The 19,944-nt window shown below is 57.0% G+C and carries 18 protein-coding genes; 4 read left to right on the top strand and 14 right to left on the bottom strand.

Features of this window, described 5'->3' with window-relative positions; translation table 11 throughout:
* Nucleotides 1-20 precede the first annotated feature (20 nt).
* A complete protein-coding gene (pdxB, locus tag LBF07_RS04355) occupies nt 21-1,157 on the bottom strand; it encodes a 4-phosphoerythronate dehydrogenase PdxB (protein WP_048980060.1) in 1,137 nt (378 codons plus the stop codon).
* 113 nt (nt 1,158-1,270) lie between these two features.
* On the opposite strand from pdxB, the gene flk reads away from it, so the two are divergent.
* Entirely contained in the window at nt 1,271-2,275 is a 1,005-nt protein-coding gene (flk, locus tag LBF07_RS04360; RefSeq protein ID WP_094934248.1) for a flagella biosynthesis regulator Flk, read from the top strand.
* An 84-nt stretch (nt 2,276-2,359) separates the two neighbouring features.
* Here flk and LBF07_RS04365 read toward each other — a convergent pair whose 3' ends face one another.
* Nucleotides 2,360-3,538, bottom strand: coding sequence for an MFS transporter (locus tag LBF07_RS04365; protein WP_094934249.1), 1,179 nt, complete (start codon nt 3,536-3,538; stop codon nt 2,360-2,362).
* A 208-nt stretch (nt 3,539-3,746) separates the two neighbouring features.
* Nucleotides 3,747-4,964, bottom strand: coding sequence for a beta-ketoacyl-ACP synthase I (gene fabB, locus LBF07_RS04370; protein WP_094934250.1), 1,218 nt, complete (start codon nt 4,962-4,964; stop codon nt 3,747-3,749).
* A 158-nt stretch (nt 4,965-5,122) separates the two neighbouring features.
* On the opposite strand from fabB, the gene mnmC reads away from it, so the two are divergent.
* Nucleotides 5,123-7,120, top strand: coding sequence for a bifunctional tRNA (5-methylaminomethyl-2-thiouridine)(34)-methyltransferase MnmD/FAD-dependent 5-carboxymethylaminomethyl-2-thiouridine(34) oxidoreductase MnmC (mnmC, locus tag LBF07_RS04375; RefSeq protein ID WP_094934251.1), 1,998 nt, complete (start codon nt 5,123-5,125; stop codon nt 7,118-7,120).
* Between the two features lie 58 nt (nt 7,121-7,178).
* On the opposite strand, the gene LBF07_RS04380 is transcribed toward mnmC, so the two are convergent.
* The 6 genes from LBF07_RS04380 to prmB are packed head-to-tail and all read right to left on the bottom strand — an operon-like array spanning nt 7,179 to nt 11,730.
* Nucleotides 7,179-7,457, bottom strand: a complete 279-nt coding sequence (locus tag LBF07_RS04380; RefSeq protein WP_029740204.1) for a YfcL family protein — start codon at nt 7,455-7,457, stop codon at nt 7,179-7,181.
* A 13-nt stretch (nt 7,458-7,470) separates the two neighbouring features.
* The gene (locus LBF07_RS04385; protein WP_033146101.1) at nt 7,471-8,016 is read right to left on the bottom strand and encodes an elongation factor P hydroxylase; all 546 of its coding nucleotides are present in this window, start codon (nt 8,014-8,016) and stop codon (nt 7,471-7,473) included.
* The gene (locus tag LBF07_RS04390) at nt 8,016-8,825 is read right to left on the bottom strand and encodes a sulfite exporter TauE/SafE family protein (protein ID WP_038417370.1); all 810 of its coding nucleotides are present in this window, start codon (nt 8,823-8,825) and stop codon (nt 8,016-8,018) included. The genes LBF07_RS04385 and LBF07_RS04390 overlap by 1 nt, the downstream gene beginning before the upstream one ends.
* A complete protein-coding gene (gene mepA, locus LBF07_RS04395) occupies nt 8,825-9,649 on the bottom strand; it encodes a penicillin-insensitive murein endopeptidase (protein WP_024908935.1) in 825 nt (274 codons plus the stop codon). Before mepA ends, LBF07_RS04390 begins: the two co-directional genes overlap by 1 nt.
* A 2-nt stretch (nt 9,650-9,651) precedes the next feature.
* Nucleotides 9,652-10,737 carry a chorismate synthase gene (gene aroC, locus LBF07_RS04400; RefSeq protein ID WP_045888688.1) on the bottom strand — a complete coding sequence of 362 codons (1,086 nt, stop codon included), beginning with the start codon at nt 10,735-10,737 and terminating at the stop codon, nt 9,652-9,654.
* Nucleotides 10,738-10,797: 60 nt separating this feature from the next.
* On the bottom strand, nt 10,798-11,730 hold the full coding sequence (gene prmB / locus LBF07_RS04405; protein WP_039023972.1) for a 50S ribosomal protein L3 N(5)-glutamine methyltransferase: 933 nt from the start codon (nt 11,728-11,730) through the stop codon (nt 10,798-10,800).
* Nucleotides 11,731-11,875: 145 nt separating this feature from the next.
* On the opposite strand from prmB, the gene smrB reads away from it, so the two are divergent.
* The gene (gene smrB, locus LBF07_RS04410; protein ID WP_033146105.1) at nt 11,876-12,427 is read left to right on the top strand and encodes an endonuclease SmrB; all 552 of its coding nucleotides are present in this window, start codon (nt 11,876-11,878) and stop codon (nt 12,425-12,427) included.
* 46 nt (nt 12,428-12,473) lie between these two features.
* Here smrB and sixA read toward each other — a convergent pair whose 3' ends face one another.
* The 4 genes from sixA to LBF07_RS04430 all read right to left on the bottom strand — a co-directional run bounded on the left by sixA (nt 12,474) and on the right by LBF07_RS04430 (nt 17,189).
* A complete protein-coding gene (gene sixA, locus LBF07_RS04415; protein WP_032659231.1) occupies nt 12,474-12,959 on the bottom strand; it encodes a phosphohistidine phosphatase SixA in 486 nt (161 codons plus the stop codon).
* A 209-nt stretch (nt 12,960-13,168) separates the two neighbouring features.
* The gene (gene fadJ / locus LBF07_RS04420; RefSeq protein WP_094934252.1) at nt 13,169-15,316 is read right to left on the bottom strand and encodes a fatty acid oxidation complex subunit alpha FadJ; all 2,148 of its coding nucleotides are present in this window, start codon (nt 15,314-15,316) and stop codon (nt 13,169-13,171) included.
* The gene (gene fadI / locus LBF07_RS04425) at nt 15,316-16,626 is read right to left on the bottom strand and encodes an acetyl-CoA C-acyltransferase FadI (protein WP_087823068.1); all 1,311 of its coding nucleotides are present in this window, start codon (nt 16,624-16,626) and stop codon (nt 15,316-15,318) included. Before fadI ends, fadJ begins: the two co-directional genes overlap by 1 nt.
* A 278-nt stretch (nt 16,627-16,904) precedes the next feature.
* On the bottom strand, nt 16,905-17,189 hold the full coding sequence (locus tag LBF07_RS04430) for a YfcZ/YiiS family protein (protein ID WP_045888684.1): 285 nt from the start codon (nt 17,187-17,189) through the stop codon (nt 16,905-16,907).
* 372 nt (nt 17,190-17,561) lie between these two features.
* Between LBF07_RS04430 and fadL the strand changes: the two genes are divergently transcribed.
* On the top strand, nt 17,562-18,845 hold the full coding sequence (gene fadL / locus LBF07_RS04435) for a long-chain fatty acid transporter FadL (RefSeq protein ID WP_064672903.1): 1,284 nt from the start codon (nt 17,562-17,564) through the stop codon (nt 18,843-18,845).
* Nucleotides 18,846-18,889: 44 nt separating this feature from the next.
* Here fadL and mlaA read toward each other — a convergent pair whose 3' ends face one another.
* Nucleotides 18,890-19,642 (bottom strand): phospholipid-binding lipoprotein MlaA, encoded by a 753-nt coding sequence (gene mlaA / locus LBF07_RS04440; protein ID WP_023312585.1) that lies wholly within the window; start codon nt 19,640-19,642, stop codon nt 18,890-18,892.
* Nucleotides 19,643-19,944: the final 302 nt, after the last annotated feature.

Below are 19,944 nucleotides of genomic sequence, written 5' to 3' on the forward strand. Positions count from 1 at the left end.
CAGGGAGCATTAAGAAGACATTAATGCGCCGGGTGATGAACGGCGTTAAATCCCAGCTTATGCAGCAGCGTCGCCGCCGGGGCGTCGTCGCATATTACATACAGGGAAGACCACTCGCGGCGCTCAACGTAGTTCTTGCGCAGCTTATCAAACTCACCCGGGATCCCCGCCACTTTACGCAGCAGCGCATCATCGCGGCGCACATCATACACCAAATGCACCAGCCTTTTCAGCGTTGCCTGATCGAGCGGGCCGTGCAGGGTAATGCGGCCAAATTCAGGCGCGGGGAGTAAGGTATCCAGCGCCACCTGCTGCGGATGGCCAATAAAGGCGCTGTAGGCTTCAAAGACCTGCGTGGTACCGCGCGCTTTGCCTTCCAGGGTATAACCAGCGATATGCGCCGTGCCCACGTCCACCTTGTTAAGCAGCTCAACGTTGAGATCCGGCTCCGGCTCCCAGACGTCCAGCACCACGCTGAGGTCTTGTCCTTCGTTCAGGCATGTCAGCAGCGCGGCGTTATCTACCACCGGACCACGGCAGGCATTTATCAGAATAGTGCCAGCCTTCAGACGACGGATCAGCGCCTCGTCAGCAAGATGCAGCGACTTATACGGCCCCTCTTTAAACAGCGGCGTGTGGAACGTCAGCACGTCACACTGTTCAACCAGCTCATCCAGCGAGCGGAAATCCTCGTCATCGCCGTTATCTTTACGCGGCGGATCGCACAGCAGCGTGCGGATCCCTAACGCTTCAAGGCGCTTTTGCAGGCGCCCGCCGACGTTACCCACGCCGACAATCCCCACGGTGCGGTCCTTCAGCGCAAACCCGTCGCGCTCGGCCAGCATCAGCAGGGAGGAGAAAACGTATTCCACAACGGCAATGGCGTTACAGCCCGGCGCGGCGGAAAAACCGATTCCGGCCTGCTTCAGCCATTTATCATCCACATGATCGGTCCCTGCCGTTGCGGTTCCGACAAACTTAATCGCTTTACCGGCGAGCAACGCCTCATTTACTTTAGTCACCGAGCGCACCATCAGCGCGTCTGCGTCATCCAGTTCGTTGACCGGGATCGGGCGACCAGGGACAGCCTTAACGTTACCCAGGCGGCTAAACAGCTCACGGGCGTAAGGCATATTTTCATCAACGAGGATTTTCACGTCTGAGTACCTGTTTGAGAGGAAGAAAACCTGCCAAGTGTGCCATAATCTCGCCGCCAGGCATATATGTATGCCTGGTTTACGCTGAGTTTTGACTTTAAGGATTTTTGACGATGCAGCCCATTTCAGGTACGCCGCCACGCCCTCCGGGTGAAGGCCCCGTCACGCCAAACGTTGCCGGTGAACAACCGCTATCCACGCAACAGCGCACCGTGCTGGAGCGACTGATCACGCGCCTGATTGCGCTGACTTCACAGCAAAATGCGGAAGTCTGGGCCGGGGTAAAGCATGATTTAGGCGTGAGGAACGACGCACCGCTGCAGTCGCGCCATTTCCCTGCGGCCGAGCAAAACCTGAACCAGCGTATCAATACCGCGCAGCAGAACCACACCACGCGCCAGATTGTTGCTCAGCTGACGGAGCTGCTGGGTCAGGGCAATAACCGGCAGGCGGTGAGCGATTTTATTCGCCAGCAGTATGGTCAGACCGCGCTGGGCCAGCTGACGCCCGACCAGCTCAAAACCGTGCTGACCCTGCTGCAGAACAACGAGCTGTCTATTCCGCAGCCTCAGGTGCGCCCGGCGACCGAGCGTCCGCTGCTGCCAGCCGAGCACAACACGCTCAAGCAGATGGTGACGAAGCTGGCTGCGGCCACCGGCGAACCGACGAAGCTTATCTGGCAATCCATGCTGGAGCTGTCCGGCGTGAAGGCGGGTGAGTTAATACCGGCCAAACAGTTTACGCATCTGGTGACCTGGCTCCAGGCGCGCCAGACGCTCAGCACCCAGAATGCCCCTACCCTGCATACCGTCCAGGCGGCACTGAAGCAGCCGCTTGAGCCGCACGAGTTTGAAGTCATCCGGGATTACGCCCAGCAAAACTGGCAGGCCACGCCGCAAACGGTTCTGACCACCGCGCAGGTGCTGGATCTGCTCAATCAAATCTTCGTTCGCCGCGCCGAGCGCGAAGGCGGCGTGCCGGAGGTGAGAAACATTCAGCCGATCTACAGCCCGCTGTTTGCGCCGGTCGTCGAGACGTTCAGAACGCTCTCTGCGCGTCCGGGGTTGATGTTTATTGCGCTACTGATTGCGCTGGCGATTTTCTGGCTGGTTGCTTAACACTGCCGGGTGGCGGCTTCGCCTTACCCGGCCTACGGCTAGTGCGGTTGTAGGCCCGGTAAGCGAAGCGCCACCGGGCAAAAACTACGATCTGCGAAACGCCACCAGCGTCACCACGATCCCAACCACCGCAGAAACCGCACCGGCCAAAAAGACGGACGGATAACCAAACGAGGTGGCTAACACCCCGGCCAGCGGCCCGGTTATCCCGTATGAGATATCCTGAAAGGCCGCATAGCCGCCCAGCGCCGTACCGCGCACCTGTGGGGCCACGCGCTTCACCACTTCAACGCCCAGCGCCGGGAAGATCAGTGAACAGCCGCAGCCGGTCAGCGCCGCGCCAAGCAGCGCAACGGAGGCCACGGGTGCATTCCACAGCAGCAGCAGACCGATGGTTTCAATCACCAGCGACGCCACCGCCACCTTCACGCCGCCAAAGCGATCCGGCATCCAGCCGAAAAGCACGCGCATCAGCACAAACGCGCCGCCAAACGCGGTGAGCGTAAAACCGGCCATCGCCCAGCCGCGGCTCATAAAATAGAGCGAGACGAAGGTACCGATCACCGCAAAACCCACTCCCTGCAGCGCCAGGCCAAGACCCGGCTGCCAGATTTGGCCGACCACGCTCCACAGGGAAGGACGCTCGCCTTTGTGCGCGGGCACCTTACGCACCGAGCCGTTAAACGCCCACGCCAGCAGGGGTAAAGCCATGGTGGTGGCAGCCAGCGCCGCAAACCCAAACTGGCTATTGATCAGCAGCCCAAGCGGTGCGCCTGCGGCCAGCGCGCCATAGATGGCCATGCCGTTCCAGGACATCACCTTGCCGGAGCGTGCCGGCCCCACCAGACCCATTCCCCAGGTCAGGGTGCCGGTGAGCAGCTGGCTTTCACCAAAGCCAAGGATTAAACGGCCCAGCACCAGCAGCGCAAATTTATACGCCGCTTCTACGGGCAGGAGAGCAGCCAGCAGCCATGCGCCGCCCGCCAGCCCACAGGCAAACATCCCCTGTAACGCCGAACGTTTTGCACCGTGCTGATCCGCCAGCCGTCCGGCGTAACCGCGGGTCAATACCGTGGCTAAAAACTGAATGCCCACGGCAATGCCGACCATGGTGTTGCCATAGCCCAGCTCCTGATGAACGAACAGCGGGATCACCGGCAGCGGCAGGCCGACGGTCATATAGGTCAGAAATACCGCAAAAGCGATACGGAACAGCGAGACGTTCGCTGAAGGGGTTGTTTCTGTTTGAGTTACTGCAGTCATGCTTTACTCCGAAATGAAGAGTAAGGCGGGGAAATGCCACGCCCCCTCTACCTGATGATCAGGATTAAGGTGCGTTGGTTGACGTTAAACGCTTACGCATTATCGTGAGGATAATGTTGAGGGGTGAAGTTTGCCTGTGAGATCAGCCGCTTGTCAATGCATAAAAAAAGGGAGCCTTATGGCTCCCTTCCGGAATCAAACGTAAAACTTATGCTTTCAGCTTACGCATAACCAGCGTGGCGTTGGTGCCACCGAAGCCGAAGCTGTTTGACATGACGGTGGTCAGCGTCGCGTCCATTGGTTTGGTCACGATGTTCAGGCCAGCAGCCTGCTCGTCCATCTCATCGATGTTGATGCTTGGCGCGATAAAGCCGTTTTCCAGCATCAGCAGAGAGTAGATCGCTTCCTGCACGCCAGCCGCCCCCAGAGAGTGACCGGTCATGGCTTTGGTCGCGGAGATTGCCGGGCTGTTGTCGCCGAAGACTTCACGGATCGCACCCAGCTCTTTCACGTCGCCTACCGGAGTAGAGGTACCGTGGGAGTTCAGGTAGTCGATTGGGGTGTCAACGCCGTGCATCGCCATCTTCATGCAGCGCACCGCGCCTTCGCCGGATGGCGCAACCATGTCGGCGCCGTCAGACGTTGCACCGTAGCCCACGATTTCAGCGTAGATGCGCGCGCCACGTGCCAGGGCATGCTCCAGCTCTTCAACCACAACCATACCGCCGCCGCCCGCGATAACGAAACCGTCACGGTGCGCATCATAGGTACGGGAGGCTTTATCCGGAGTTTCATTGTACTTGGTGGACAGTGCGCCCATCGCGTCGAATTCACAGGCCATTTCCCAGCCCAGCTCTTCGCCGCCGCCAGCAAATACGATGTCCTGTTTACCCAGCTGGATCTGCTCAACAGCATTACCGATGCAGTGCGCGGAAGTCGCACACGCGGAGCTGATGGAGTAGTTCACACCGTGGATTTTGAATGGGGTCGCCAGGCAAGCGGAAACCGCAGAGCCCATGGCTTTTGTTACCACGTACGGACCTACTGCTTTCAGACCACGCGGGCTACGCATTGCGTCAGCGCCGAATACCTGCGCTTTTGATGAGCCGCCGGAACCGGCGATCAGACCCACGCGCGGGTTGTTCTGATAAACCTCTTCGCTCAGGCCGGAATCTTTGATCGCTTCCTGCATGGAGAGATAAGCATAAATAGAGGCATCGTTCATGAAACGAACCACTTTGCGGTCAATCAAACCGGTGGTGTCCAGTTTGACGTTACCCCATACGTGGCTACGCATACCTGAATCTTTAAACTCTTCAGAGAAAGTGATCCCGGAGCGTCCTTCACGCAGAGATGCCAGGACTTCCTGCTGGTTATTACCGATGCTGGAAACAATGCCCAGGCCAGTAATCACTGCACGTTTCATTCAATACCTCTGTAAGTCGCACTATAGTAAGTTTCGAGTCGCACAATAGCGTACACTTGTACGCCGAACAAGTCCGATCAGACATTTTCTGCGGAAATTTGCACCGATGGACTCACATCGTTAAGATCGTGCCACTGCCTGTCAGACGAGTAACTTACGTGAAACAAAACGCTATACAACCCGCCAACCTCGAATTCAACGCTGAGGGTACACCTGTTTCCCGAGATTTTGATGACGTCTATTTTTCTAATGATAACGGACTCGAAGAAACTCGCTATGTTTTCCTCGACGGAAACCAGCTCAGCACCCGCTTCCCGGAGCATCCGCGGAGCCTGTTTGTGGTCGCGGAAAGCGGATTCGGTACCGGGCTCAATTTTCTGACCCTTTGGCAGGCGTTTGACCAGTTTCACGCTGCCCACCCTGAGGCTACGCTACAAAGATTACATTTCATCAGTTTTGAAAAATTCCCGCTCACCGCGCACGATCTGCGGCTCGCTCATCAGCGCTGGCCAGAGCTTGCTGCCTGGACGGAGCAGCTTCAGGCGCAGTGGCCACCCCACATCGGCGGCTGCCACCGTCTGATTCTGGACGGCGGACGCGTGACGCTGGATTTATGGCTTGGCGACATCAATGACCTGACCGATACGCTCGATGATTCGATGAATCAGACGGTGGACGCGTGGTTCCTTGACGGCTTTGCCCCCGCCAAAAACCCGGACATGTGGAGCCAGCATCTGTTTAGCGCGATGGCGCGGCTGGCGCGCCCGGGCGCAACGCTTGCCACCTTCACCTCGGCAGGCTTTGTCCGCCGCGGGCTGCAGGAGGCGGGCTTTACCATGCAGAAAACCAAAGGTTTTGGCCGCAAACGCGACATGCTGGTCGGCAGAATGGAGCAGACGCTGGATATCCCCGCAAGTGCCCCCTGGTTTGCACGCGGCGCCAGCGCATCCCGTGAGGTGGCGATAGTCGGCGGGGGGATCGCCAGCGCTCTGCTGTCTCTCGCGCTTCTCCACCGTGGCTGGCAGGTCACGCTCTACTGTGCTGACGACGCGCCAGCAAGCGGCGCATCCGGCAACCGCCAGGGTGCGCTCTATCCGCTTTTAAGCGCGCACGACCCGGCCCTGTTCCGGTTTTTCCCGGCGGCGTTTACCTTCGCTCGTCGCCTGTATGACGCCCTGCCGGTGGCGTTCGATCATGACTGGTGCGGCGTGACGCAGCTCGGCTGGGATGAAAAGAGCCAGCAAAAAATCACGCAGATGCTGTCACTGGGCCTGCCTGACGAGATTGCACGCGCGGTAAGTGCGCAAGAGGTGGCAGACACCGCTGGCGTGGAAACCGGGTGTGGGGGCATTCAGTATCCGCTCGGCGGCTGGCTGTGCCCGGCTGAACTGACCGCGGCGGTCATTGCCCTGGTGCAGTCGCGCGGGCTGACGGCGCATTATGCTCACAAGGTTGAATCGTTGAGCCGGACAGAACGCTGGAATCTGCGTTTTGCCGATGGCAAAGAGGCGAGTCATGCCAGCGTTGTGCTGGCAAACGGGCATCACATCAGCCAGTTTATCCAGACAGAATCATTGCCGGTTTATCCGGTCGGCGGCCAGGTAAGCCATATTCCTTCCGCGCCCGAACTGAGCAAACTGCGTCAGGTGCTGTGCTATGACGGCTATCTGACGCCGCAAAATCCGTCTAACGGCCACCACTGCATCGGGGCCAGCTACCATCGTGGCGAAGCGGATATGCGCTACAGCGAAGCGGATCAGGCCCAGAACCGCCAGCGCCTGATTGACTGTTTCCCGGATGCGGCGTGGGCGAGAGAGGTTGACGTCAGCGAGGGTGACGCGCGCTGCGGCGTGCGCTGCGCCACTCGCGACCATTTGCCGATGGCGGGAAATGTGGCGGACTACGACGCGACGCTTGAGGCCTATCAGGATCTTGCTGAACGCAAGGAAACGGCGGTGACCTCGCCGGTGTATCCGGAGCTGTTTATGCTGGGTGGATTAGGGTCTCGCGGGCTCTGTTCCGCGCCGCTGCTGGCGGAAGTGTTAGCCGCGCAAATGAGCGGCGAGCCGATTCCGCTGGACAGGGTTACGCTTGCGGGGCTGAATCCGAATCGATTGTGGGTACGGAAACTGCTGAAGGGGAAGAAGGTTAAGTAGGGTGCGGTCTGGTGCCCTCACCCCGTCCCTCTCCCACAGGGAGAGGGAGGTGAAACACTTACTTCGCTTTCGCCTGCTGGAACAAAGTGTCCCACATGCCTAACACCAGAGACTGGTCGCGCGGCGAGAGCTCCCCGGCCAGAATGGCTTTTTCCAGGCTGCGAGTGACTTCAGCGTGAACGGCGTCGGCAGAGTGATCGTCTCCCGCTTCCAGCTCGGCTACCGCGAGCGTCAGGTGACCACGCAGATAACCGCTGGCGAACAGCTCATCATCACTGGCGTGTTCCACCATGTCATCAATTAACGCCAGAATGCGTGATTCAAATTCTGCGATCATCTTCTTTCCTCTGTTAAAGATCTTCCGGCCAAGGGAAGCATTCCGCCGTGATAACCGGCGTGTGGTAATAATTCTGTAAGGCCTCGATCAGGCGTGCCGGACGTTCCGGGATGCCTTTCTCAAGATATTCCATCACCTGCGCGTGAACGCGGCGCTGGAAGACGATACGGTCTGGCTCGAAGTCGCCTTCGAGGTTGTCACAGCTGACGTTGAACGGGAAACCCGCCGCGACGCAGAATAGCCATTCCAGCGCCTGCGGCTTCACTTCCACATCTTCAAACTGGCCCTGAGTGGCGGCATCACGTCCGTCCGGGCAGTACCAGTAACCGAAGTCCACCAGCTCGCGCCGCGCTTTCCCCGCAATGCACCAGTGCGAAATCTCGTGCAAGCCGCTGGCATAAAAGCCGTGGGCAAAGACGATGCGGTTATACGGAACCTCCGCATCAGCAGGAAGATAGATCGGTTCGTCGTCGCCTTTAATCAGACGGGTATTAAAATCGTCAGCAAAACAGCCGTCGAAAATCTCAATCAGCTGTTCGTATTTATGCGTACTGTTCATTAGTGCATCCCCAACCAGGTGAGGATCTCCTGTCCATGGCTGTCATAAAGAAGTTTGGCGCTCATTACGGCCGAGACGATGACGATCATCGGGCGAATAAGTTTTTGTCCTTTGCTTAATACCAGACGCGAGCCCGCGCGCGCGCCCAGGAACTGCCCTGCCATCATCACAAATCCGGTTGCCCAGATAACCTTGCCGCCGATGATAAACAGCAGCAGGCCGCCGACGTTTGAGGTCGCGTTGAGCACTTTGGCATGGGCGGTGGATTTGGCGAGGTTAAACCCGGCCAGCGTCACGAACGCCAGCGCATAAAATGAACCCGCCCCCGGCCCGAAGAAACCGTCGTAAAAACCCACGCTGCCCCCGGCAATCAGGGCAAACGGCAGGCCGTACAGGCGACGCTGGCGGTCTTCTTCACCGAGCTTTGGCATCAGCAGGAAGTAAAGCCCGATGCAGATGACCAGAATCGGCAGAATCTGGCGCAAAATATCGGACTGCACGTGCTGAACCAGCAGCGCGCCCGACGTGGAGCCGATAAAGGTCATCAGGATATTGAGCTTCTGATCGGCAAGGCTCACCACCTTGCGGCGGATAAAATAGAGCGACGCCGAGAGCGAACCGCCGCAGGCCTGCAGCTTGTTGGTGGCAAGCGCCTGCGCCGGACTCATGCCCGCCGCCAGCAGCGCGGGCACGGTTAACAACCCGCCGCCGCCCGCGAGCGCGTCGATAAAACCGGCCAGCATGGCCACAAAGAACAGCACCACCAGCAGCAGCGGCGACACCATAAACAGATCGACGAAATTATCCATTAAAGTACATGCTCATCCAGTAGCGCCTGGCAGGAAGGCGGCAACGGAGGCGGTGTCTTCTTCTCAGGCTTAGAGGTTCCAGGTTTTGCCGGTTCAAACCAGCTTTGCAGTTCCGCACCGCAGCCATCGCCTGGCGGTGGTAGCGGCTGATCTTCACATTCCAGGCTATTCGCCGGGCAGCGCAGACGAACGTGCATATGCGCACGATGCTGGAACCACGGGCGCACTTTGCGCAGCCAGTCGCGATCGGTTCCGGCATCCAGGCAGAGCTGCTGCTTGATGGCCGGGTTAACGAAAATCCGCGTGACGTCGTTATCTTCTGCCGCCAGCTTGATCATGCTGGATACGTCCCGCGTCCACAGGGACGGCACAACGCGCTTACCGTCGCTCGCCACCAGATCCAGCGCCTGCGGTTTCAGCAGTTGGGCGGAGGTCCAGCGCGTTTTCGGCAGCTGCAGGAAGATATCGACATCCAGTCCGGTCTGGTGGCTGGCGTGTCCACCGTTAAAACGCCCGCCGGCAGGCATCCCCATATCGCCAATCAGCATCGTGCCCAGCCCAAGGTTATGCACCTGGTTTCCCAGACGCTGGATGAACAGCACCAGATCCGGGTGGCCGAAATAACGTCGCTGATCGGTGCGCATCACCTGATAGGTATCAGACTGGAGAGGAAGCTCCTGGGCACCGACGATACAGCCGTTGGAAAAGGCGCCAATGGACTGCGCGCTCCCCGCCACCGGGTGGGTGATTTTTTGCCATGGCGTCGCGGCCAGACTGGCTCCACTGGCAAGCAGCGCCAGCAGAGCAATTGCGGTTTTTTTCATGTTTACCAGCGTGGAATGGTGGTCGTCACATCCGCATTCTGCGCGCGCTGGCGCAGGAAGTGATCCATCAGCACGATCGCCAGCATCGCTTCTGCGATCGGCACCGCGCGGATCCCCACGCACGGATCGTGACGTCCTTTGGTGATCATCTCAACTTCTTCGCCATCGCGGTTAATCGTGTGGCCCGGCACGGTGATGCTGGAAGTTGGCTTCAGCGCGATGTTGGCAACAATCTGCTGCCCGCTGCTGATACCGCCCAGGATGCCGCCCGCATGGTTGCTCTGGAAGCCCGCTTTCGTAATCTCATCGCGGTTTTGGCTGCCGCGAAGCTGAACCACGTCAAAGCCGTCGCCAATCTCTACGCCCTTCACCGCGTTGATGCTCATCAGCGCGTGGGCAATGTCGGCGTCGAGACGGTCGAATACCGGCTCGCCCCAGCCAGCCGGGACGCCGTCTGCTACCACGGTCACTTTCGCGCCAATGGAGTCGCCCTCTTTTTTCAGGCCACGCATCAGTTCGTCCAGCGCCTCAAGCTTGTCGGCATCGGCGCAGAAGAACGGGTTTTGTTCAACCTGATCCCAGTCTTTGATCGCCAGCGGAATGTCGCCCATCTGGGTCAGACAGCCGCGGATAACGATGCCAAATTTCTGCTGCAGGTATTTCTTAGCAATCGCCCCTGCCGCCACGCGCATCGCGGTTTCACGCGCGGAAGAACGTCCGCCGCCGCGATAGTCGCGGAAGCCGTACTTTTGTTCGTAGGTGTAGTCGGCGTGGCCCGGACGGAAGACGTCTTTGATGGCGCCGTAGTCCTGGGAGCGCTGATCGGTGTTTTCGATCAGCAGGCCAATGCTGGTCCCGGTAGTGCGCCCTTCAAAGACGCCGGAGAGAATTTTGACCTGGTCCGGCTCGCGACGCTGCGTGGTGTAGCGAGAGGTGCCCGGGCGACGACGGTCGAGGTCGTGCTGTAAATCGGCTTCGGTCAGTTCGATGCCTGGCGGTACGCCATCAACGATACAGCCCAGCGCCAGCCCGTGCGACTCGCCAAAGGTGGTCACGCGGAATACCTGTCCAATACTGTTTCCTGCCATCACGGCTCCGATGTTGTAGTTTGTGTTTGAGCGTTGTGAAACGGGCCGAAGCCCGCTGGATTAATCTTTATAGATGCTGAAGTGTTCGCGCGCGTCGAGCAGCTGCGCTTTAGTCAGCATAAAGACGCCGTCACCGCCGTTGTCGAACTCAAGCCAGGTGAACGGCACATCCGGGTACTGCTCTATCAGATGTACCATGCTGTTGCCCACTTCACAAATCAGAACGCCGTCGTCGGTCAGGTAATCCGGCGCGCAGGCCAGAATGCGGCGGGTCAGCTTCAGGCCATCAGAGCCTGACGCCAGACCCAGCTCCGGCTCGTGACGGTATTCGTTCGGCAGATCGGACATGTCTTCAGCATCGACGTACGGCGGGTTGGTGACGATCAGATCGTACTGCAGCGTCGGCAGATCGCGGAACAGGTCAGAGCGAATTGGCGTAACGTGATGGATGAGCCCATGCTCTTCGATGTTGTGCTCGGTCACGGCCAGCGCGTCGGTGGAGATATCGACGGCGTCCACTTCCGCTTCCGGGAAGGCGTACGCGCAGGCAATCGCGATGCAGCCGCTGCCGGTACACATATCGAGAATGTGCTGCGGCTGATGGCCAATCAGACCGTCAAAGTGGTTGTTGATCAGCTCGCCAATCGGCGAGCGCGGCACCAGCACGCGTTCATCGACATAGAACTCGTGGCCGCAGAACCAGGCTTTGTTGGTCAGATAGGCGACCGGAATGCGCTCGTTCACGCGGCGGATCACGCGCTCAACGATGCGGTGTTTTTCGCTGGAAGTCAGGCGCGCGGTGCGCATGTCTTCCGGAATATCCAGCGGCAGGTAGAGAGACGGCAGCACCAGCTGCACGGCTTCATCCCACGGGTTATCGGTACCGTGACCGTACCAGATATTAGCGGCGCTGAAGCGGCTAACCGACCAGCGCAACATGTCCTGTATGGTATGCAGCTCGTTTACTGCTTCATCGACAAATATTTTATCCACTCTTTCCTCCAGGGCATGCTCGCATAATTTTCGGCGGCTAGTTTGCCATGAAGACGGCGATAAATCAGCAATGACGCGTCTCGCTTGAGGTTAAAAAATGCATTTAGTCGGGTACACTGTCGGAAATACGAGATGAGAATGACGAATGAAAAAGAAAACATCGCTCAGCGAGGAGGATCAGGCGCTCTTCCGTCAGCTGATGACCGGGACGCGTAAAATCACGCAGGACACCATCGTCCATCGCCCGCTGCGTAAAAAAATCAGCGAAGTACCGGTCAAGCGTCTTCTGCAGGAGCAGGCCGATAACAGCCACTATTTTTCAGATGAATTTCAGCCGCTGCTCAACACGCAAGGGGCTGTGAAGTACGTACGCGAAGACGTCAGCCATTTTGAGCTGAAAAAATTACGCCGCGGGGATTATTCGCCGGAGCTGTTTCTCGATCTGCACGGTTTAACGCAGATGCAGGCGAAACAAGAGCTGGGGGCGTTGATCGCCGCCTGTCGCCGTGAACATGTTTTTTGCGCCTGCGTGATGCACGGCCACGGTAAACATATCCTCAAGCAACAGACGCCGCTGTGGCTGGCTCAGCACCCACACGTCATGGCTTTTCATCAGGCACCGAAAGAGTACGGCGGAGATGCCGCGTTGCTGGTGTTGATTGAAGTGGAAGAGTGGCAGCCGCCAGAGTTGCCCTGACAGAATGGCGGGAAGCACATTGCACCCCGCCATATCGCACGTCACGTCAGATAGCTTTTGCCATCTTCAGGTTGCACGGACTCATTTGCCAGTTGAAGACACCTTTGCCCGTTTCGTCGAGAGAAACATTGGCAATGGCGGATGTCGTGAACATCGGCGGGGTTTCGCCCGGGCACAGCTCAGATACCAGATAGCCAACCAGTGGCAGGTGGGAAATGACCAGCGCGGAAGCGACACCTTCATTGCACAGCGCCTGAAGATAAGCGCTGACAAGGCCTACATCGCCACACGGGGTGAGTTCAGGGAGAACATCTACACTGGTCGGCAGGTTCATACACTCCCCTACCACATCCAGCGTCTGTTCTGCACGCAGGAACGGACTCACCAGAACGCGTTCGATGTCCACTTTTTGACCGTTAAGCCAGGTCGCCATCAGACGAGATTCGTCGCAGCCACAGACGGTCAAAGGACGTACTGAGTCACTGGCGGCATCGAGTGCCGCGTCGCCGTGACGCATGATAAAAACTTGCATATTGCACCGCTTTTGTTAACCAGAATCACCGGCGTTAACTACCCGCGATAAATGCTAAGAGGTAGAAAACCCGATGGCCGGGCATTGTGCCTGATCCATTCGGTGAATGAAACGCTGTTTTTTACCTCAATGGCGTAAGTATAGTCAATCTCTGTTTACAAAATCGCCAGAACAGGTCCATTCACTTCAGGATTTACCCTTCTTTGACCTCAGCTTACGAGGACAGTTTCCCTTGCAGGCCAAAATGTCTGGCCGCGTTCCGCCATCTGCAATAATTCGTCACACGGCGTAAACCGTGGACCATATTGCGAAGCCAGACGTTGCAGGATAGCAACCACTTCACCCGCGCCGAGCGTATCCATGTAACGGAACGGGCCGCCAAGGAACGGCGGGAAACCAATGCCAAATACCGCGCCGATGTCACCATCGCGTGCACTCTTAATCACCTGCTCATCAAAGCAGCGCGCCGCTTCATTGAGCATCATCATCACGCAGCGCTCAGCGCACTGAACGGCGGACAGTTTTCCCTGACCTGTGGTCGAAATGAGTCCATATACCGAAGGGTCGACCTGTTTCCTGCTTTTACGCCCTTTCGCGCCGTAAAGATAGAAACCGCGTTCATTTTTTCTGCCTTTGCGATCGTCCTTCAAAATCGCAGAAACAATGTTTGCAGGTGGGCTAAAACGATCGCCATATGCAGCTTCCAGCACTGGTATAATTTTAGTGCCGGTGTCTATTCCCACCTCATCCAAAAGTTGGATTGGGCCAACGGGGAAACCAAACTTTACCAGCGCCTCGTCGACGTGCTCAATCTTCTCCCCTTCCGTCAGCAACCGCATTGCTTCATTAATGTAGGGAGCCAGAATGCGGTTGACGTAGAAGCCAGCTTTGTCCGCTACCACAATCGGGGTTTTGCCCTGTTTTTTCGCCAGCTTCACCACGGTGGCAACAGTTTGCGGACTGGTAGTCGCGTGCGGAATAACTTCCACCAGCGGCATTTTTTCAACCGGGCTAAAGAAGTGCAGCCCAATCACCTGCTCAGGACGCGCGGCTTTCGCCGCGATATCGCCAATCGGCAATGACGACGTATTGGAGGCAAAAATGGTATGCGGGGCGCAATGTTGCTCAACGTCTGCCACCATCTGCTGCTTAAGCGCCAGATCTTCAAACACGGCTTCAATCACCAGATCGCGGTGAGCAAAACCGCTGTAATCCGTCGTACCGGAGATCATCGCCAGGGTTTTGTCGCGCTCGCTTGCCTTGATATGGCGGCGCTTGACCTTTTGATCAAGGTTCTGCCAGCTGTACTGTAGCGCGTGATTGATCCCCTTAGGATTAATGTCTTTGATTCGTACAGGCAATTTGCCTTTGCTGGCGGTAACAAAAGAAATTCCGCCACCCATGAGCCCCCCACCCAGTACGCCAATCGCACGCAGCGGAGCGGGCTGCGCCTCGCTGCCCGGATCTTTTTTCACTTCCGTGCTGGCGAAGAAGATGCTGCGCAGCGCCTGCGACTGCGGCGTCATCGCCAGTTCGCCAAAGGCTTTGGCCTCCGCGGCATAGCCGCTGCTGCTTCCCTGCGACAGCCCGGTCTCGATCACTTCGAGGATCCGCTTTGCCGCCGGGTAATTGCCTTTGGTTTTTTGTTCGGTCTTTTTGCCCACCATGTTGAACAGGAGCGTTCTTCCCAGCGGGCCGGCCAGCACGCGCTCACGTACCGGCAGAGGACGTTTTGCCTGACGCCCTTTCAGCGCAAGCTCAACGGCGGCCTCCAGCAAAATGGACTGCGGCACGACGTCATCGACCAGACCGGCTTTCAGCGCCTGGCGGGCACGCAGCTGTTTACCGGTTAAGATCATCTCCAGCGCCGTGCTTACGCCCACCAGGCGCGGCAGCCGTTGCGTTCCGCCGGAGCCAGGCAGCAGGCCCAGCTGCACTTCCGGCAGACCCAGAATCGTTTTCGCATCGTCGGTGCAAATCCGGCTGTGACAGGCCAGCGCCAGCTCAAGCCCGCCGCCCAGACAGGCACCGTGGATCGCGGCAATGACCGGGATCGGCAGACCGTTGATCTCCGCCATGACCTGCTGGCCCTGACGCGCAAGCTCTTCGGCTTCCAGAGCGCTTTGCGCCCGGGCGATCATGTTGATATCCGCGCCGGCGATAAAGTTATCCGGCTTGGCAGAGATAAAGACCAGACCACGAATCGCTTTGTTGTCGCGGATCTGCTTTAGCATCGCGCGCACCTGAACACCAAATTCGGCCTTCAGGGTATTCATCTTTTCATCAGGCACATCGATCGTGATAACGGCCACGTTATCGAGGCGAACCGTCAGATTAAATGCAGATGGCATATCCATTATTCAGCCTCCAGAACCATTGCTGCGCCAAGGCCACCCGCCGCACAGGCGGTAACGAGGCCAAACCCGCCGCCACGGCGACGGAGTTCATGTAAAGTTTGCGTGATCATCCTCGCCCCTGTGGCGGCAAATGGATGACCGTAGGCGATAGAGCCGCCCAGCACGTTGAATTTACTTTGATCCACTTCGCCTGTGGCATGGGCGCGGCCCAGCACATCGCGCGCGAAACGCTCGCTTGCCAGCAGCTGTACGTTTGCCAGGGTTTGCGCGGCAAACGCTTCGTGCATATCGATCAGGGTTAAATCAGCCAGCGTCAGCCCCGCACGCTCCAGCGCCAGCGGCGTGGACCACGCCGGACCTAACAGCATGTCCTGCCAGACATCAATTGCGGTGAAGGCATAGCTGCGTAGATAGCCCAGGGGAGTGATGCCCAGCTCCTTCGCGCGGGATTCGGTCATCAGGATCACGGCGGCGGCACCATCCGTCAGCGGCGTACTGTTCGCCGCCGTCACCGTGCCGTGTTTGCGGTCAAACGCCGGGCGCAGTTTGGCGTAATCCGCCAGCGTTGAGGTGCCGCGAATATTGTTATCTTCCGCAAGCGGTTCACGGTAGGGGGGAATATAGGCGGTCATGACCTCGTCGGCCAGCTTGCCTTCCGACCAGGCTTTTGCCGCAAGCTGATGTGAACGATGCGCCAGGGCATCCTGCTGTTCACGCGTAATGCCGTACGTTTTTGCCATCTGCTCGGCGGTATCGCCCATGCGCAGGCCGGTGGAGTATTCCGCGACGGCAGGTGGTACAGGCATGAGATCGCGCAGGCGTAAACGCGAGAAGAGTTTGAGTTTCTGACCCGTCGTGCGGGCTTTATTGGCATCCACCAGGATGCGCGCCAGCTTTTTACTGACCCCAATTGGCAGCACCGAAGAGGAGTCCGCTCCACCCGCAATCCCGGCGCGAATAGTGCCCGCCATCAGGCTTTCAGCGACGTTAGCCACAGCCTGAAAGCTGGTTGCGCAGGCGCGGCTGACGCTGTAGGCATCGGTATGCACGTTCATCCCGGTACCGAGGACGATTTCACGCGCAATATTGGGGGCTTCAGGCATCTGCACGACCTGACCGAATACCAGCTGTTCGATGACCTCAGGCGGAATTTCGCTGCGAGCCAGCATCTCCCCCACTACCATTTTCCCCAGGTCGACGGCCGGTATGCCATGAAACGCCGTTGCCTGACGCGCAAATGGCGTGCGCAATCCACTGACTATGGCAATGCGATCGCCCTGACGGGTAATAAGCGGTAATGCCTGACTCATAACACTCCCCTGTAAAAAATTTTCGCAAACATAAAGTGGTCTGACCTGATAATAGTCTTAACCATTTTTTTACATTCAGCCAATCGGGGAAACGAAAAAGTGCGAGCTAAAACACAGAGAAGAAAAAGAAAATGCCCCTGCATGGCAGAGGCATTTGTGCGGTTTGTTGCCGGGTGCGCAAGGAAAAAGCAAAACGGTAACCCACAGGTTACCGTTTTTAGTGTTTGCACCCTCTCCCGTGGGAGAGGGCTGGGGGTGAGGGCATCAGGCCGCAGAGATTAACGCAGGCCCAGCTGGAAAATCAGCGTTTCTGCTTCGCAGGCGAAGATAAAGTCGATGTCCAGCTTCACGCCGCCTTCCACTTCGGTAAAGGTAGACTTGATTTCACACGGATCGGATTCAACGTCACGCGCACGCTTGCTCAGCGCAGTCAGGGTCTCTTCCGCTTCGGCACGGTTGGTGAATACACGGCTGTAAGAGGCGGTGCAATCGGTGTTGTCCATGATGGTCCCAACATCCATACAGCAGCAAACCGGGGTTTCATCAGCACTGCATTTACTCATAGCTCAATTTCCTCTGTATTCGCGCAGCGCGCGAGATAGACACGATGCTGATATTTTACGCCCCGGCGCGGGCGCTCTCCAGCCGTTAATGGCGCAAAATCGGAGAAGTGACCAATATCACACTAAAAAATGATCTAAAACAAAAACCACCCTTTTGGGTGAGTCGTGATGGTCACAATTTTGCCAACCAGATCTCGTTTCACGAAACATGTTTGAAAATATTAATAAACAAACTTGCAACATTCCGGCTGGTCAGACCTATACTCTGGCCACTGGTCTGATTTGTCTGTCATACCTCAGACCCTACACTTCGCGCTCCTGTTACGGTATGTAACAATTATTGAATAAAAATAACTCAATGAGGTTATGGTCATGAGCCAGAAAACCCTGTTCAACAAGACTGCGCTGGCAGTCGCAGTGGCACTCGTCTCCACTTCCGCCTGGTCAGCGGGCTTTCAGTTAAACGAATTTTCTTCCTCTGGCCTTGGCCGTGCGTATTCCGGGGAAGGCGCTATCGCTGATGATGCGGGTAACGCGAGTCGTAACCCCGCGTTGATCATGATGTTCGATCGTCCGACTTTTTCTGCCGGTGCGGTTTATATCGATCCTGATGTCAACGTTTCTGGTAAGTCGCCTTACACGGGTGCGAGCCTTAAAGCAGACAATATTGCCCCAACAGCATGGATCCCAAACCTGCACTTCGTTGCACCTATCAACGAACAGTTTGGCTGGGGTGCATCGGTAACGTCTAACTACGGCCTGGCTACCGAGTTCAATAACAACTACCCGGCTGGTGAATACGGCGGTAAAACAGACCTTACTACGCTGAACCTCAACCTGAGCGGTGCGTATCGCCTGAACGATAACTGGAGTTTTGGCCTGGGCTTTGATGCCGTCTACGCCGATGCGAAGATCGAACGTTATTCCGGGGAACAGACCGCTCGCCTGCCTAAAAACAGCAATAAAATTGCCAGTCTTGAAGGTGATGAGTGGGGCTATGGCTGGAACGCCGGTATCCTGTACGAGCTGGATAAAAACAACCGTTGGGGCCTGACCTATCGTTCCGAAGTGAAAATTGACTTCGACGGCGATTACAAGAGCGGTATCCTGACGCCTGTGAACAATCTGGTTCCAGGTGCGGGCACCACCATTCCTTGGGGAACGTCCAACCAGACCGTTCCAGGTTCACTGTCACTGCATTTGCCAGAAATGTGGGAAGTCTCCGGTTACAACCGCGTTGCGCCACAGTGGGCTATTCACTATAGCCTGGCCTATACCAGCTGGAGTCAGTTCCAGGAGCTGAAAGCGACCGGTACCAATGGTCAAACGCTGTTCTATAAGGACGAAAGCTTCCACGACGCCTATCGTATAGCGTTGGGTACCACCTACTACTACGATAAGAACTGGACTTTCCGCTCCGGTATCGCATTTGACGACAGCCCGGTTCCGGCAGATAAACGTTCCATTTCCATTCCGGATCAGGACCGCTTCTGGTTAAGTGCTGGCGCGACCTATGCGTTGAACGAGAATGCATCCATCGATGCGGGCGTATCTTATATGCACGGTCAGAAAGTGACGTTCAAGGAAGGTCCGTACGAGTTTACCTCTGAAGGTAAAGCCTGGCTGTTCGGTACGAACTTCAACTACGCGTTCTAATCGCGCTGGAATCAAAAAAGGTGAGCATTGCTCACCTTTTTTATTTACTCCGAATCGATATCTTTTAGTTCGTTTTCGATCGCCTTCGCGTTTGGATTCTCTTCCGGCTTCAGCTTGCCGCCGTTGGCAATAAAGTCATGATTCTGGAAGTACGCTTCACGCACCATAATGTACGGGTCAGAAGACTGGCGCAGCAGACCATCGGAGTCGAGCAGTTGCGCGCGGGTTTCAATCCCTTCCACCGTCCATTTACCCACCGACAGCGGCCAGGTCAGCCACGACAGAACCGGATACAGCGTATCCACCATATCGCCGCCATCATCACGGAGGGTGAAACTACCGTAGAACGGTAAATGCACGTACGGACCATACCCGACGCCATAGTGTCCCATCGTGCTGCCGAAACGGTGCGGTTGTTCACGCTGCAGTTTCTGGTTAGCCATACCTGCAACATCAATAAAGCCACCCATCCCCAGAATGGAGTTCAGGAAGAAGCGGGTAAAGTGGACCATCCCCTGATACGGGTCGCCCTGCAGGAAGTAGTTCACCATTACCGCAGGCTCTTCGAGGTTGCTGGTAAAGTTACTTAACCCGTTACGCGCAGGTTGTGGAACATAATCGCGCCATGCTACTGCCACCGGACGAACCACATACGGGTCCAGTACGTTGTAGTTGAAGCTATACATTGAGCGGTTAAATCCTTCGAGAGGATCGGAGCGTCCCGTTTGCTCACCGGAGCTGGCGCAGCCCACAAGCATCGTCGCGCCAAGCGCAAGCGCCGACAGCCGAAGTTTCATAAATATCTCCCTGTTCAGTATGGCTATCGTTGATTGCCATCCGTAACGGAGCCGTTGACGCTCCGTCTGTAAACGTGCAAGCGATTGTAACAGCACGTTTACCGATGTCTATGAGCACAATTACGGGCAGTAACCACCGTGACTCTGATCTCAGCATAGCCTGGCTTTTGGAATTCGTTTCGCTGGCAATTTTATAATGACTTTGAAAGAGATGTATCACCTTTGTTGTCATTGCCGCCAATTTAAGAGCATCCCCACAGGCATCCCGATAAAAGCCGCTACGCTTAACAGAAAGATCAACC

The sequence above is a fragment of the Enterobacter cloacae complex sp. ECL352 genome, from assembly GCF_020149545.1.
GTDB lineage: Bacteria > Pseudomonadota > Gammaproteobacteria > Enterobacterales > Enterobacteriaceae > Enterobacter > Enterobacter asburiae_B.